The sequence below is a fragment of the Bacillus infantis NRRL B-14911 genome, assembly GCF_000473245.1.
GTDB lineage: Bacteria > Bacillota > Bacilli > Bacillales > Cytobacillaceae > Bacillus_AB > Bacillus_AB infantis.
The window spans coordinates 453740-468312 of record NC_022524.1; the positions used below are offsets into that span (position 1 = coordinate 453740).

Annotated in this window: 15 protein-coding genes; 9 read left to right on the forward strand and 6 right to left on the reverse strand. The window is 46.4% G+C overall.

Translation table 11 applies throughout. From position 1 onward, the window contains the following. The first annotated feature begins 33 nt into the window (after positions 1 to 33). From N288_RS02515 to N288_RS02530, 4 genes are all read left to right on the forward strand, one after another. Positions 34 to 1473: a PstS family phosphate ABC transporter substrate-binding protein gene (locus tag N288_RS02515; protein ID WP_009792369.1), complete on the forward strand. Its 1440-nt coding sequence runs from the start codon at positions 34 to 36 to the stop codon at positions 1471 to 1473. A 110-nt stretch (positions 1474 to 1583) separates the two neighbouring features. Further along, the gene (locus N288_RS02520) at positions 1584 to 1922 is read left to right on the forward strand and encodes a DUF6054 family protein (protein WP_009792368.1); all 339 of its coding nucleotides are present in this window, start codon (positions 1584 to 1586) and stop codon (positions 1920 to 1922) included. Positions 1923 to 2021: 99 nt separating this feature from the next. Further along, positions 2022 to 2732: a hypothetical protein gene (locus N288_RS02525; RefSeq protein ID WP_009792367.1), complete on the forward strand. Its 711-nt coding sequence runs from the start codon at positions 2022 to 2024 to the stop codon at positions 2730 to 2732. A gap of 236 nt (positions 2733 to 2968) precedes the next feature. Next, the gene (locus tag N288_RS02530; protein ID WP_009792366.1) at positions 2969 to 3688 is read left to right on the forward strand and encodes a YebC/PmpR family DNA-binding transcriptional regulator; all 720 of its coding nucleotides are present in this window, start codon (positions 2969 to 2971) and stop codon (positions 3686 to 3688) included. Between the two features lie 46 nt (positions 3689 to 3734). Here the strand turns inward: N288_RS02530 and N288_RS02535 are convergent, their stop codons facing one another. Further along, positions 3735 to 4190 (reverse strand): DinB family protein, encoded by a 456-nt coding sequence (locus N288_RS02535; RefSeq protein ID WP_009792365.1) that lies wholly within the window; start codon positions 4188 to 4190, stop codon positions 3735 to 3737. A gap of 171 nt (positions 4191 to 4361) precedes the next feature. Here N288_RS02535 and N288_RS02540 point away from each other — a divergent pair, with 171 nt between their 5' ends. After that, positions 4362 to 4757 (forward strand): VOC family protein, encoded by a 396-nt coding sequence (locus N288_RS02540; protein WP_087944244.1) that lies wholly within the window; start codon positions 4362 to 4364, stop codon positions 4755 to 4757. Positions 4758 to 4793: 36 nt separating this feature from the next. Here N288_RS02540 and N288_RS24190 read toward each other — a convergent pair whose 3' ends face one another. The 3 genes from N288_RS24190 to corA all read right to left on the reverse strand — a co-directional run bounded on the left by N288_RS24190 (position 4794) and on the right by corA (position 8097). Then, entirely contained in the window at positions 4794 to 5663 is an 870-nt protein-coding gene (locus tag N288_RS24190) for a hypothetical protein (RefSeq protein WP_009792363.1), read from the reverse strand. Positions 5664 to 6414: 751 nt separating this feature from the next. Beyond that, positions 6415 to 7122, reverse strand: a complete 708-nt coding sequence (locus N288_RS02555; RefSeq protein ID WP_009792361.1) for a hypothetical protein — start codon at positions 7120 to 7122, stop codon at positions 6415 to 6417. 24 nt (positions 7123 to 7146) lie between these two features. Next, on the reverse strand, positions 7147 to 8097 hold the full coding sequence (gene corA / locus N288_RS02560) for a magnesium/cobalt transporter CorA (protein WP_009792360.1): 951 nt from the start codon (positions 8095 to 8097) through the stop codon (positions 7147 to 7149). A 208-nt stretch (positions 8098 to 8305) separates the two neighbouring features. Here corA and N288_RS02565 point away from each other — a divergent pair, with 208 nt between their 5' ends. Together N288_RS02565 and N288_RS02570 are read left to right on the forward strand one after the other, a co-directional pair. Next, on the forward strand, positions 8306 to 8575 hold the full coding sequence (locus N288_RS02565; RefSeq protein WP_009792359.1) for an IDEAL domain-containing protein: 270 nt from the start codon (positions 8306 to 8308) through the stop codon (positions 8573 to 8575). 168 nt (positions 8576 to 8743) lie between these two features. Continuing rightward, positions 8744 to 10978, forward strand: coding sequence for a bifunctional diguanylate cyclase/phosphodiesterase (locus N288_RS02570; protein WP_009792358.1), 2235 nt, complete (start codon positions 8744 to 8746; stop codon positions 10976 to 10978). Positions 10979 to 11015: 37 nt separating this feature from the next. Here N288_RS02570 and N288_RS02575 read toward each other — a convergent pair whose 3' ends face one another. Then, positions 11016 to 11759, reverse strand: a complete 744-nt coding sequence (locus N288_RS02575) for a MerR family transcriptional regulator (RefSeq protein ID WP_009792357.1) — start codon at positions 11757 to 11759, stop codon at positions 11016 to 11018. Between the two features lie 179 nt (positions 11760 to 11938). After that, positions 11939 to 12310, reverse strand: a complete 372-nt coding sequence (locus N288_RS02580; RefSeq protein WP_022543312.1) for a winged helix-turn-helix transcriptional regulator — start codon at positions 12308 to 12310, stop codon at positions 11939 to 11941. A gap of 174 nt (positions 12311 to 12484) precedes the next feature. Here N288_RS02580 and N288_RS02585 point away from each other — a divergent pair, with 174 nt between their 5' ends. Then, positions 12485 to 13696, forward strand: a complete 1212-nt coding sequence (locus tag N288_RS02585; protein ID WP_009792355.1) for an MFS transporter — start codon at positions 12485 to 12487, stop codon at positions 13694 to 13696. A gap of 33 nt (positions 13697 to 13729) precedes the next feature. After that, complete coding sequence (locus N288_RS02590) at positions 13730 to 14572, forward strand: aldo/keto reductase (RefSeq protein WP_009792354.1); 843 nt, start codon at positions 13730 to 13732, stop codon at positions 14570 to 14572. Position 14573: the final 1 nt, after the last annotated feature.

Below are 14573 nucleotides of genomic sequence, written 5' to 3' on the forward strand. Positions count from 1 at the left end.
TTACACTAATTATAAAATAAAGGAAGTGTTGGAATGCCTGGTAAATGGATTCTGTATTTTGGGATTGCCCCGTTCCTTCTATCTATGCTGTCTTTCCTTTTCCTGGGGGCCTGGCCGGACTATGCCTTTCTCCTGCAGATTATTGTGCTGGCGGCAGGCGGACTGCTGATTGGTACATTTAAAAGCAGGAAGCTAAACGAGAACGATTGGCTTCTTGCCTGTGGACCGCTGGTATATACAGCAGTCATCTGGGCGGTTTTTATGATACTGACAGGAGGGTTTTCCGGCCACGAATCCTGGCTGTTTTATGGTATCCTCCATATTCCCTTTGCCCCGATCTTCATCTTCTCTTCCCTCATGGGCGAAGGGCGGACTTTCTTATGGGCTCCGATGGCATTTGAGCTGGCGTTCCTGGTGCCTTTTGCAGTTTCGGTGATTCTAAGGAAAAATGCCGTTCGGATGGTTCCCAAAAAGAAGGCTATTATTCTATCTTTAGTATTTGCGCTCTCGATAGGCAGCGGAGCCTTCATCCATTGGGAGCGGAGCAGAACCGTCCTCCCTTCTTATGGTTTCGACTATGCTGGCGGCTACTCGAGCACAGATCTGACACCTTATGATATAACCAATACGAACAACCGGCTTCCAAAACTTGAGGGAGGAGCTGATTTTTCAATTTCGGATGCAGATTCCATGCCTGTGCTGGATGGAGCAGAAGCAGCATACCCTGTATATTCAGCCTTTGCGAATGCCGTTTATAAAAATGTACGGGAAGTTTCCCTTGAAAAGGAAGTGGTCAGCTTCACCAATACCATCTACGCTTATGAACGCCTTCTGTCAGGAGAGGCGGATATTTACTTCGGTGCTGAGCCCTCCGCTGAGCAGCGGAAAATGGCCGAAGATGCAGGGAAGGAACTGGTGATGACCCCCATTGGAAAAGAGGCATTCGTATTCTTCGCCAACCCGGAAAACAGCATTAAAAGCCTTACTGTTGAACAGATAAAAGACATTTATTCAGGAAAAATAAAAAACTGGTCGGAGGTAGGCGGAAGCAGCGGCAAAATCATTGCGTTTCAGCGGCCAAAAAATTCAGGGAGCCAGACACTCCTGGAAAAAATCATGGGTGATACACCTATCATAGAGCCGTTGAAGGAAGAGGTCCCTGAGGGAATGGGCGGAATTATTGAGCAGGTTGCGGATTACCGGAACTATGACAATTCTATTGGATTTTCCTTTCGCTTCTTCGCCACAGGAATGAACGGAAGCACGGACATCAGGCTTTTAGCGATAGATGGCGTGGACCCAAGCCCGGAGAACATTGCCTCTGGAACATATCCATTTACTGCTTCCCTGTACGCCATAACCCTCAAATCCAATCCCAACAAAAACATCTCTCCGTTCCTGGAATGGATGCAGGGTGAGCAAGGGCAGCAAATAGTGGAAGAAATCGGGTATATAAAGGAATTTGAAAGCTGAGCCGGGTTACTATAGAAGGGGAAAACCAGGGGACTAAACGGTCCCTTTTTCCAATGGCTGGAACCTTTTCATGCTCCAATCCGTAATACAGACAGACAGGAGGAGACACTATGAATCATTTATCGGATTTGAAAACTTCTATAACCCCTTTTGAATGTGCTATCAAACTGCTGGAATCGGAATCATTGAACACAGATAAAATCCACGAAGAGTACCATACGCCTGCCGAAGGAATTGAGTTCTGTGTCCTTGTGTTTGAGAGATTTTATTTCCGCACGGGTGGAAGAGCGTCGCTGACGGTCATCATGGAAAATGTAAGAGGAGACAACAAAGTGAGATGCATTTCTGCGGGAAGTGCGGAAAGTCTGATCAGCTTTGATTGGGGAGCAGGCAAAAGCTTTGTCAATAAGGTGAGGGAAATTCTGGTTCCTTATACATTGGGAAAATAATTTAAAAAGGAAAACTTATGATAGAAACTCACCTGATAACAAATTCCTTAATATGGTAAACTATTAAATAGAACAATAATAGATTAAGAGGTGTGTTTCGTGCTGAAAAAGAAAAAGCTGGTAATAGGGATAGGAATTCTTGCAGCCCTGGCCATTATGCTGCTGATGGACGCTGTTAAAATCTCAAATGAGAAGCGACCTCCAAATCCGGTGGTCATGGTTGACGGGGAGAAAGTAGATGCCGATCTGCGGGGCTATACCTGGCATGGTGAGACACAGGCAGTGAAAAGGGCGAATGCAGCTTCTGTAACAGAAGTAAAACCCCGTTCTGAAATAACGGTACAATTTGGGACAAAGGACGAGCCTGAATCCATTGCACTGGACACGATTTATGGAACTGACCGCAAGAAGCCGGTGTATACAGGCACATATACGTTATCCAACAAGCCCGGCCCCATCACGATGAGAATAAAGGCAAAATGGGAAGGCAAAGGCCAGGCAGAATATACAGTGAGCCTGGACGTTGAAGAGGAATCGTCATACCAGGAACTGCTGGCTGAAGAAGCTGGTGAATATACTGTCCTGGCTATAAGGGAAAATGACCAGTCAGACCTGGGCGTTACTGAGGATGTTTATCAAGCTGGAGCCAACCGTGTGGAATATAGAAATCTGGATACAGTTCAACGAATATATACTGACCTGGAAGTCCGGCAGGCCCCGTATTTTATTGTGTTTAGCTTTGAAAAGCCTGTCCTGGGAACGAGCGATCCAGGTGAAGCAGCTGAGTACATAAGAACTCATGCTGACTGAAAATCGCCTGGCTTAAAAAGGGTCAGGCTGCTGCCCCTTCATCAGAAGTCTCTTTTCAGCATAGCTTGAAGCGCATTAATATAAAGCCGGGGTTTGAGTTTCCGCATATTCATTTAACTCGAAATAGCTGCCCTGTTTCATGTATAATAGTGGATGAGACTTACTATTTTCTGCAGGCATGGAAAGGTTTTTCCATGCAGCCATAGATCAGATATAAGTGAAAGAGAGTGGAACAGATGGGCCGTAAATGGAATAATATCAAAGAAAAAAAGGCATCCAAGGATGCAAATACAAGCCGTGTGTACTCTAAATTCGCATTGGAAATATATGTAGCGGCAAAGCAGGGGGAACCGGATCCGGAATCCAATCAGGCTCTTAAATTTGTGCTCGAGCGTGCCAAAACCTATAATGTGCCAAGAGTCATCATCGACCGTGCGATTGATAAAGCAAAGGGCGGCGGAGAAGAGAGCTATGACAACCTCCGCTATGAAGGCTTTGGGCCGAGCGGTTCCATGGTCATCGTGGATGCTCTCACCAATAATGTGAACAGGACCGCATCCAATGTCCGCGCGGCATTCGGAAAAAATGGCGGAAACATGGGCGTCAGCGGCTCTGTATCCTATATGTTTGATGCAACGGCTGTTTTCGGTCTTGAAGGCAAATCAGCTGATGAAGTGCTGGAAATCCTGATGGAAGCAGATGTTGATGCACGTGATATCCTTGAAGAAGAGGATACAGTCATCGTTTATGCCGAGCCAGATCAATTCCATGCCGTTCAGGAAGCTTTAAAGGCTGCCGGGGTTGATGAGTTTACAGTGGCAGAGCAAACGATGCTTGCCCAGAATGAGCTTTCCTTATCAGAGGAAGACCTTGCCCAGTTCGAAAAACTGGTCGACGCCCTTGAGGATCTGGAAGATGTCCAGCGTGTATACCACAACGTGGATTTAGGAGAATAATTAGAAAAGCAGGCTTTCCTTGTTGGGGAGCCTGCTTTTTTCTTATTTATCTGCTCACAAAGAAAGGCAGTTTCTCGATGCCTGCGAGGCGGGCGTATGTAAACAGCTGTCCTTTATGATGGATTTCATGGTCTTTGGCATTCTCAAGGAGTACGATCCCGGGCATGGTCATGCCATAGAAATCGATTGTTTTGCCCAGCTGGTCCTGGGTCAGCTCTTCAAGTGCTGATTTTGTTTTTGAAGTTTCCTCCTGGACAAGTGCTTTTAGCTGCTCCAATGTTTCAATGGCCGGATACTCAGGCGGCGGCGTAAATTCGCCTTTCTTCACTGTCTGCACGAACATCTCCATAGAGCCTGTTATATGTGCTGTCAGCTCAGAAACAGACATCCCCTGCTCCCATGCTTTGAAATCCTGCTGCCCTTCTTCAAATGTGCCGAGCAGTTCGATCAGCGCGTTCCTGTGGCCGAGCCAGCCTTGGATGAATCCATTCCATTTATCCATTAAGATCTTCCTCTCTTCTTATGAAAAATTCAGGCTGTGCCTCCACATCCTGCTGCCATCAGTATAATTCACTTTCCCGGGGCATTCAAAGGTGGTGCCTGCATATAAGAGCGTTCACTCAAAGGGGGCCTTTGGTAGAATGGAATGTATAGGTTCGAAAGGGGGGGCAGGATTGTGCCTGGACATATCCATCATATTGAAATCAACGTATCTGATTTGCAGAAAACCATTCAATTCTGGGGCTGGTTTTTAGAAGAGCTTGGCTATGAATCTTTTCAGGAATGGGAAAAGGGGCGGAGCTGGAGGCTGGATGAAGCCTACATCGTATTTGTGCAGACAGAGGAAAAATATATTCATTTCCCTTATCACCGCTCGGGAACGGGCCTCAATCATATTGCCTTTCATGCTGATTCCCGCATCCAGGTCGACCGGATGGCAGAACAGCTAAAAAAGAAGGGGGTCAGCCTCCTTTATGAGGACAGATATCCATATGCCGGCGGAGAGGGTCATTATGCTGTATTTTTCGAGGATCCGGACCGGATAAAGGTTGAGCTTGCCGCACCATAAAACAGGCCGGAAGAATAGACTCCGGCCTGTTTTGCTTTATTTTATACTAACAGCCATTTCCAGAGCTTCAAGCGGTACCTTCTTTGTTTGAAGCTCGTAGATTCTTTCTCCATCTTCCCAGTAAATATCATTTTCGACCTCATTGCCGCCCTGCCTGTAATGAACCTTGATGCGCCCATCATCGTGTGGTGCAGGGAGGTAATGGGATTCAAGATAATCAACCATCTGGCGTGCAATTGCCTGATCATCCATTTGATCTTCTGAGACTGAGCTGATCTGGAGAATCCAGTTGCCTTCTTTCCAGTTTAAATATTTATGGCCTGCAGCTCCTTCTCCCATACCCTTGATGCCATGACCGAGATCAATGGCCATTTCTGCCGGTATATCGTCGAGTGACATCGGCGGGAACAATTCCTGCTCATTGTATGCTGCCGTTTTGTTATGTGCCTTAAAGACAGCGACAACAGGGGCGCTTCCATCAGGTGTTAATGAAGGGTCGTTGACAGGCACCATTTCATTCGTCTGATAGAAGGTGACCTGATAGGAATCTGTCTTATCCTCCTCGATTGAGGCTGAAAGATGGGTGCCTTCCTTCAGAGGGAATGAAGCGGGCAGGATAGCATTCTCCATCTTCAGCTGCTCTTTCACACTCCCGATGACGTCATCGGTTGTCTGGGTGCTGCCAGACTGGCTGTTATCTTCCTCTGTGCTGTTTTCTTCTGTCCCATCTGCTTCGGCTTCATTTTCTTCTGTACCGGTTTCTGCATTCTGATCATCAGGTACAGTAGTCTGTTCCTGCTGGGAATCTTCCGGAGCAGGAGAACCCGCGTCATCCGTCCCCGAACAGCCTGCTGCAGATATGGCAAAGGCAAGTGAAACCGGAAGCATCAGTCTTTTTTTATACATTGAAAATCCTCCTATTAGAATGATACTAGATGTTTTCCCTATCTTTGCTGGAGGAAACGGTAGGTCAGCGCTGGAAAATTGAGAGACTGAATACAAAGATATATAAATACTATGCAATAAATGATTACCGACGTAGTAAATACTTTTGCTGGTACTACGAGAATAGGATGGATTTTCGGATGGGGCGGCTAATTTCCGTTCCAGGCACTTCGCTTTCCGCGGGGCGAAGTTGAGCCTCCTCGCGCTGCGCGCTGTGGGGTCTCAACATTTCCGCTGCAATCCCGCAGGAGTCTGCGTGCCTTGCACTCCAATTAGCAGGTTTTCCTAAAATTTTTGGGCAAGGAAACAGGCAAGGATTCTATGTTTATCCATTACTACACAAACATTGCTGTTTTCCGGCAGTATCATACAGAACTATTTTATTCTGGGGTATAAGGATAGCTATCAGGATGGGGCTGCTAATTTCCGTTCCAGGCACTTCGCTTTCCGCGGGGCGAAGTTGAGCCTCCTCGCGCTGCGCGCTGTGGGGTCTCAACATTTCCGCTGCAATCCCGCAGGAGTCTACGTGCCTTGCACTCCAATTAGCAGGTTTTCCAAAAATTTTTGGGCAAGGAAACAGGCAAGGCATTGTATGTTTATCCATTTTCATACCAACAGTGTTTAATGTATATCTACGTAAAAATTAAAGGAAGGACAGAAGGTTTCTTCTGTCCTCTTTATCTGTCAATCGTCACTGAAACAGCTGCCGTCCTTAATCCTCCTGCTTCTTAATCTTGGAAGGATTATTGATCTTATAGCGCACATCCTTATTCAGCTTCCGGTCGACGATTTTGGCTTCGAAGGTCAGCCTGTTCCCTTCAGTGAGCTCTGCCTTTTTCAGTGTTTTGCTGTAGCTGCCCCAGGCTTCGCCAACTTCGAGCGGGTTTTCTCCTGTAATCTGCACCTGCTCAAAGACGATGATTTCTTCATCGGTCTCGTTAAAATGGTTATATTTTGTGGTGAATTCTTTAATGGCCGCCTCAAATGGAACCTTATCTGCCGGAAGGTCAAGGGCAGGAGCTTTTCTCTTTTTCTTCTCTGCCGGCTTTTTGTCATCGCCTGCCTTTGCCGGGGCCTTCACCGGCTCTCCTGCTTCCGGAAGCCCGGTATCCTGCGGGGAATCTCCCGTTTCAAGGGCACTGCCTTTGCCAAAGGAAGAGCTCTGCATTTCTTTTAAGTATGCAGGATGGACGCAGTGAAGGGCGTCATTGGAAAACGCCACTACAGCAGTTTCATGAGTGCCTGTCTGCAAAAATCCTTTTATGATGACAGTATAAGCGGAAGCACCGCGTTTATAAGAAAATTCCTGTTTAGCATTTTTGGCGGAGGCCGTAATCAATCCCCACTCCCTTAATTTAGCCGCATAGTCATTTTCATCGGCAAAGGTGAAAAATTCGCCGGGTGGTATCGTTTTAAACATAAGTGATCCTCCGATCTTTATTTTCTACTTGAACCAGCCTTTTTTCTTGAACCAGGCAAACATGGCAAGCCCGATAGTGAGCATGACCAGCAGGGTGGCAAAATAGCCGCTGTCCCATTCCAGCTCTGGCATGTGCTCAAAATTCATCCCGTATATTCCTGCGATGAAGGTGAGTGGCATGAATATGGTCGTAATGACCGTCAGCACCTTCATGACCCTGTTTGTCTGATGGGCATTCAATGATAAATAGCTGTCCCTGATATCGGTAGTCAGCTCCCTATTCTCTTCAATCATCTCGGCAAGCTTCAGGAGATGATCATGGATATCGGAAAAATATTTGATTTTTTCCTGAAAGCCAGCGAGCCGCTGGGAGTTCAGCATCCTGTAGATTAGATCCCTCATCGGGGCGACAGTGTGCCTCAGGGCCAGAAGATCGTGCCTGGCATCAAAGAGATCCTCAAGCAGAAGCTCCATCGGCCTGTCCTTTGAATTTTCGTCAATATCATTCAGCGTGTCCTCCAGCTGGTAGACGAGCGGAAAGTAGTTGTCCACAATTTTATCAAGAATATGGTATAGAACCAAGAGCGGCTCCCATTTATCAGGCGAGTTGGACAGCCTGAGCCTTTCCCTGACATCTTCTATTTCAGTGGAGGGATGGTGATGGAAAGTAATCACATAATTCTGCCCGAGGAAAAAGTTAACTTCTTCACGGTCAATCGTATCCGGATTGACACTATGCGTAACAAAAAATGCATAGTCTTCATAATAGTCGAGCTTTGGGCGCTGAAGCACATGGATACAGTCCTCGATGGCCAGAGGATGGAAATTCAGCGGTTTTCTCAGCAGTTCGATTTCTGCATCGGAAGGATTGCTGAAATCCGCCCAATACCAGAGAATATCCTCTTCGAGCAGCCTGGTGATATCCCAATTGCTCTTAATTTCATGATTCTTAGTAACCGCAATCGTTCTGATCATATTATCTCCTTTTAACAGTGCATCCTCTTTATAATAAACGAAATAATCGCTTTAATAAAATTTGAAAATAGGTTGATGATACAGGCTTTTTAAGTGAAATAAAGACATAAGACCGATTGACCCGTTATTTTTTAGGAAATTCGGGTAATAAATAAGTACTAACACAATTGAATGATATTATCTTATAAAAACAGGAGGCAGGAACGATATGAATTCCGAGTACAAACCGAATCAATTCAACCAGGATCAGTATTTATCATCCATCCATGACCTAGCGGATAAAGACAGCTGGAAGACAAGAAAGATTCTGTCTCAGGAAACAACAGAATATACAGATGCAGTGAACGAAGTCATTGGAAAAGTGCAGGGCGAGTGGCTTGAAGCCAAACGATATGATGAGATAGACAAAGCATTGGATAATAAAGATGAAGAGCGTTTTCAGGCCCTTACATCAGAAAACTGGGAAGCGGTGTTATAAAACAGGATGAATAGAGGAAAGAATATATTTATATTTCCGAGATCGGGCCCATCTTTTCAATTTGGAAATGAGCCCGATTTTTTTTTTTGTTTACCCGTTATTTATGGGATAATAGTGGAAATAACGGATATTTCCTTTTAAAAGCATATACATAGGAGCTTGCCATAAATGAGATTTTTCGCCAGGAATTATACCATACTGGTATGGATTATTATATTATGTTTCATATTTTTAGTGGATGAGGCTATTAAAACAGCTCTTGCCTATTATTTTCCTCCCCGGAATTTGTGGGTGTTCGAATTGATCCATACAGTGATCAGCGTAGGGCTCCTGATTGTATTGTTCCTCGTTTTTATCCAAAAAGGCATCCAGAAAACAACAGCCGAACTGAGAAAAAGCAATCAAAGGCTTAACAATATCTTTGATACCCTGGACGTCGCCATCTGGCATCATAATATGAAGAGCGGCAGGCTGATGATTACCTCAGGAATTGAAAAGCTGTATGGCTTTCCTCGGGAATCGTTTTATAGGGATCCTGATTTGTGGAGAAAAGTGATCCATCCGAATGATGTGTCTGTCCTGAATGAACGGGAACAAAAAGTCAAACAGGGAGAACCGGTCGTAAGCATATACCGAATCATACGCCCTGAAGGGGGAATCCGGTGGATACAGGATAGAGGAATCCCCGTCCTTGATAAAAAAGGCAGGCTGATTGAATTTTCCAGCGTCCTGTTTGATATAACAGATAGACAAGAAAGTGAAGACCGGTACCGGGGCCTTGTTGAGCTGTCTCCTGACTTCATCGGTGTTATTTCCGGGAATGTCATTGTTTATATCAATGAAGCAGGGTGCAGGCTGATCGGCGCTTCCAGTAAAGAACAGCTTCTTGGGAAGCCTATTATTAACTTTGTGAATAAAGAGGCAACCTTTGAAATTTATAATACACTGCTGGCAGCAGACAGCGATACGGCTGGGAAGAGGCGCTTTGAGGTGCAGGCGAAAAGGCTTGATGGCGTCCTTGTTGATGTGGAAGTATCCTCCATGCCGATCCGGTACGGCGGCAGAGAAGCTGTACAGGTCATTGGCCGGGATATTACGGAACGGAAAAAGTCTGAAAGGACCATGGAGTATATGGCCTTTTATGACACATTGACAGGCCTGCCGAACCGGAATGAAATCATGAAGCAGCTGCAGGGCATTTTGAACAGCGGAAAAGAGAAAGCGGCGGTTTTATTCCTGGACTTGGACCGCTTTAAAATTATCAATGATACAAAAGGCCATTCTACCGGCGATCTGCTCCTTAAAAAGGCAGGGATCCGTTTGGAGGATACTGTAGGAAGCCTCGGGCTTGTAGCCAGGCAGGGCGGCGATGAATTCATCATCCTTTTTGAAGAAAAGGAAAAACAGCAGATAGAAGGGGCGGCGCGGGCAATCATCGAGCAGTTCAACAAGCCTTTCATCCTGGAAGGAGAAGAGTTTTATATTACACCAAGTATCGGCATCAGCCTGTATCCTGAGCATGGGACTGATCAGGAAACGCTGATCAAGCATGCGGATACTGCCATGTATCTGGCCAAGGAAAGAGGAAAGAATAATTTTCAATTTTATACATCTTCCCTGGAGGGTCTGGCCTCCCGGAAAATGGCTTTGGAGAATGGACTGCGTAAAGCGCTTGACCGCGGAGAGCTTCTGCTTCATTACCAGCCGCAGATAGATCTGAAGACTGGGAAGCTGAAAGGGACGGAGGCGCTCGTGCGCTGGCAGCGTCCGGATGGTCATCTTGTTCCCCCTGGGGAATTCATTCCGCTGGCAGAAGAGACCGGCTTGATCGTGCCGATGGGAAAATGGATCCTGCGGACAGCATGCGAACAGCATAAGCGCTGGAAATTGGAGGGAGCCGGATCGGTGCCGATAGCAGTCAATATATCAGTCCGGCAGCTGGAGGATCCTGAATTCATTATGTATGTAAAAACTGTTCTGTCTTCCTGCGATATTGAGCCTGGCTGCCTTGAGCTGGAGATTACAGAAAGCATCATGCAGAACATCGAAAAGGCGACCATTGCCCTGAATGAATTAAAAAAGATTGGCATCAGGCTATCCATCGATGATTTCGGAAAAGGATATTCCTCATTAAGCTATTTGAAGCACCTGCCGATCGACACCATCAAGATTGATAAGTCGTTTGTAGACGATATACTGGATCCTGCCCAAAATGGATCGCTTGTGAAGGCCATAATCGATATGGGCTTAAATCTGAATTTCAGTGTAGTCGCTGAAGGCATTGAACATAAAGAACAAGCAGAGTTCCTGCTGGAAAACAATTGCCCGGTTGGCCAGGGATATTACTTCAGCAGGCCTGTAACAGGGGAAGTATTTAAGGAGTTCATTAAAAGTTTACAATAAGGAAAACCCAAGCCGCAGAAGGGCTTGGGTTTTCTCTTTATTTATTTTTGTCTGCATATACGGCCATCGTGTCACGCATGAAGATAGCGAGGCCTTCCCCGAATTGATCAATATTTTTGGTGAAGCGCTCATCATCGACATACAGCTGCCCGAGCCCCTTGAAGGCATCCAGTGAATAGCTGCCTATTTTGTTCAGGAATTTAAACCATTCTCCTATTGCCTCTTGGGCTTCATCAGAGTCAGGGGCCATATGCCGCACTTCCGCGAGGCTCCGGTAAATCCCGTTCATGGAATCCCCCATTTTTTGCTGCTCTTCTTTTGTCATGTTGGAAATCTTTTTATTTGAGGCATCTACAGCTTCATCCCCCCAGCGTTCACGGGCTTCCTGCTCATAGGGATTGGAACCGAAGTCAAAGCCTTCAAATCTTTCTTTATTTGACATGTGTATCTCTCCTTTTGCATGCCTGATCGTTTTATCCAGCGATGCAATCATCTTATCCAGGCGGCTGCGCTTTTCGAGCAGCATTTCCCGGTGCAGCTCGAAGGCCTTCTGCTGGTCAAACGAAGGGCTGCTGATAATATCTTTGATTTTCTTCAAAGGGAAGCCGAGCTCTTTGAAAAAGAGGATCTGCTGCAGGGTTTGCAGGTTGTCATCTGAGTACAGCCGGTAGCCTGCCTCCGAGAGCTCATCAGGGACGAGGAGCCCGATTTCATCATAATGATGCAGTGTGCGCACACTGATGCCGGCCAGATCGGCGGCTTCTTTCACTTTCATGGCCATTGTTCCGGCCTCCCTTCAACCATTACTTTAAAGTATTACGCAGCGTGAGAGTCAACATGTAAAATAGAAGAATTTATAAAAAGGCACAATAAAAAAGAAAGCCCGCGGAGGTGCAGGCCGGGAGGGGGACAAGGTGTCATTACCTGCGTTCCTTATATGAGCAAGCGCCCTCCGCATTTCTATTTCAATTTATCGTTCAGTACACTTTCTTCCAGAACGGAAAATTTATCGCCATAGACTTTGGTGATATGGCGTTCGCCCCAGGCACAGAGTGCGTCAAGGATGCTTTCCAGAGATTTGCCGTAGTCGCTGAGCTCGTATTCGACTTTGGGAGGCACCTGATTGTATACAATCCTGTTGATGACACCGTCCTCCTCAAGCTCGCGAAGCTGCTGGGTGAGCATTTTCTGTGTGATATTCGGCATGAGCCGTTTCAGCTCGCTCGTCCGTTTCTTCCCGTGGGTCAGGTGGCAGAGGATCACTGTCTTCCATTTCCCGCCGATTACTTCAAGGGTGGCTTCCACCGATATATTGTATTTCTTTTTCTCCATCATGATCACTCCTGTTTCATAGGAACTAAAAGGTGCCTATAGAACTTTTCGGTGCCTATAGCACTATAAAGTACGTACTTTTCAAAAGAAACGCTATATCCCATAATAGCATTTGCCGGCAGGAAATTGCTATACTCATAAAATTTTCATAGATAGGAATAGGAGGAGAAAAATATGCCATCTGGCAAACAAACAAGTTTGCTTCCGCTGCTTGCGCTTGCAGTCAGTGCGTTTGCAATCGGAACAACTGAATTCATTTCAGTCGGGCTGCTGCCGATGATCGCGGAAGATTTGAATATTCCCGTCACCACAGCAGGACTGACTGTTTCTATATATGCACTGGGAGTCATGTTCGGAGCGCCTGTCCTTACCTCGCTCACAGCTAAAATGTCCCGCAAATCACTTTTGCTTTGGATCATGGTGGTATTCATTGCAGGGAATATCATTGCTGCATCATCAGGCAGCATAGGTATTCTCCTTGCAGCGCGGATTATTTCGGCCTTGAGCCACGGGGTGTTCATGTCCATCGGCTCTACCATTGCCGCCGATTTAGTGCCGAAGGATAAGAGGGCAAGCGCCATTTCCATCATGTTCACAGGCCTGACTGTTGCCACAGTAACAGGCGTTCCGTTTGGGACATTCCTCGGCCAGCAGTTTGGCTGGAGATTTGCTTTTGTGGCCATTGTCGTAATCGGCGTCATTGCCTTTATTGCCAACAGCATCCTTGTGCCAAAAAATCTTTCAAAAGGGTCGAAAGCTGCATTTGCCGATCAGATCAGACTAATTACGAACGGCAGGCTGCTGCTGGTTTTTATCATTACTGCGCTTGGCTACGGCGGCACATTCGTTGTATTTACGTATCTGTCACCGCTGCTGCAGGAAGTGACCGGCTTTAAAGCTGGTACAGTGGCTGCCATTTTGCTTTTATATGGAATTGCCATTGCGATAGGAAATATGGCCGGCGGCCGGCTGGCGAACAAAAATCCGATCAGGGCACTCTTTTATATGTTCATCATTCAGGCCGTGGTGCTGCTGCTGCTCACATTTGCAGCACCCTATAAGACTGCAGGCTTGATTGTCATCCTGCTGATGGGGCTGTTTGCATTCATGAACGTCCCAGGGCTGCAGGTATATGTGGTCATGCTGGCAGAACGGTTTGTCCCTGGAGCGGTGGATGTTGCTTCTGCTATTAATATTGCCGCCTTCAACGCCGGAATTGCGATTGGCTCTTACTTGGGCGGCCTCGTCACAGACTCTATCGGGCTGATCCATACACCATGGATCGGTGCCGCAATGGTGCTTGGCGCTGTCATTCTAACAGGCTGGAGCATGAAGCTGGAAAACCAGGATATGAAAACAACAAGCATCAATGGGGGAGCTGCGTAAAGCAGCTTCCGGAAAAATAAAGGAGGAACAGTGATGATAAAAAGCATTCAAGATAAAACAGTTTTAAATAATGGTGTGGAAATGCCATGGATGGGATTGGGCGTTTTCAAAGTAGAAGAAGGGCCGGAGCTTGTTAACGCCGTAAAATCAGCCATTAAGCTGGGTTACCGGAGCATAGACACGGCAGCTATCTATGGAAATGAAGAGGGTGTCGGACAGGGAATCAGGGAGGGAATTGCGGAAGCAGGCATATCCCGCGAGGACCTTTTTATTACATCAAAGGTGTGGAACAGCGATTTAGGCTTTGAATCAGCAATCCAGGCGTATGAAACAAGCCTGCAGAAGCTTGGGCTTGAATATCTGGATCTGTATCTTATCCATTGGCCGGTGGAAGGGAAGTATAAAGACGCATGGCGTGCGCTTGAAGCTCTTTATAAAGAAGAAAAAGTAAGAGCTATAGGCGTGAGCAACTTCCAAGTGCACCACCTGGAGGAATTGTTGAAGGATGCAGAGGTCAAGCCGGTGATCAATCAGGTAGAATACCATCCGCGTCTTACCCAGCAGGAATTAAAAGCAGTCTGCAGGGAAAATGGAATCCAGCTTGAGGCATGGAGCCCGCTTATGCAGGGGCAGCTATTGGACAATGAAATCATTGCTGCCATTGCTGAAAAGCATGGCAAATCTGCAGCCCAGGTCATCCTGCGCTGGGATCTGCAGAATGGTGTCATTACAATCCCTAAATCAACGAAAGAGCACAGAATTGCTGCCAATGCTTCTATTTTTGATTTTGAACTGTCAAGCGATGAAATGGAGCAGATCAGTTCACTGAATCAAAACCTGCGTGTAGGGCCGGACCCGGATCATTTTGATTTTTAAT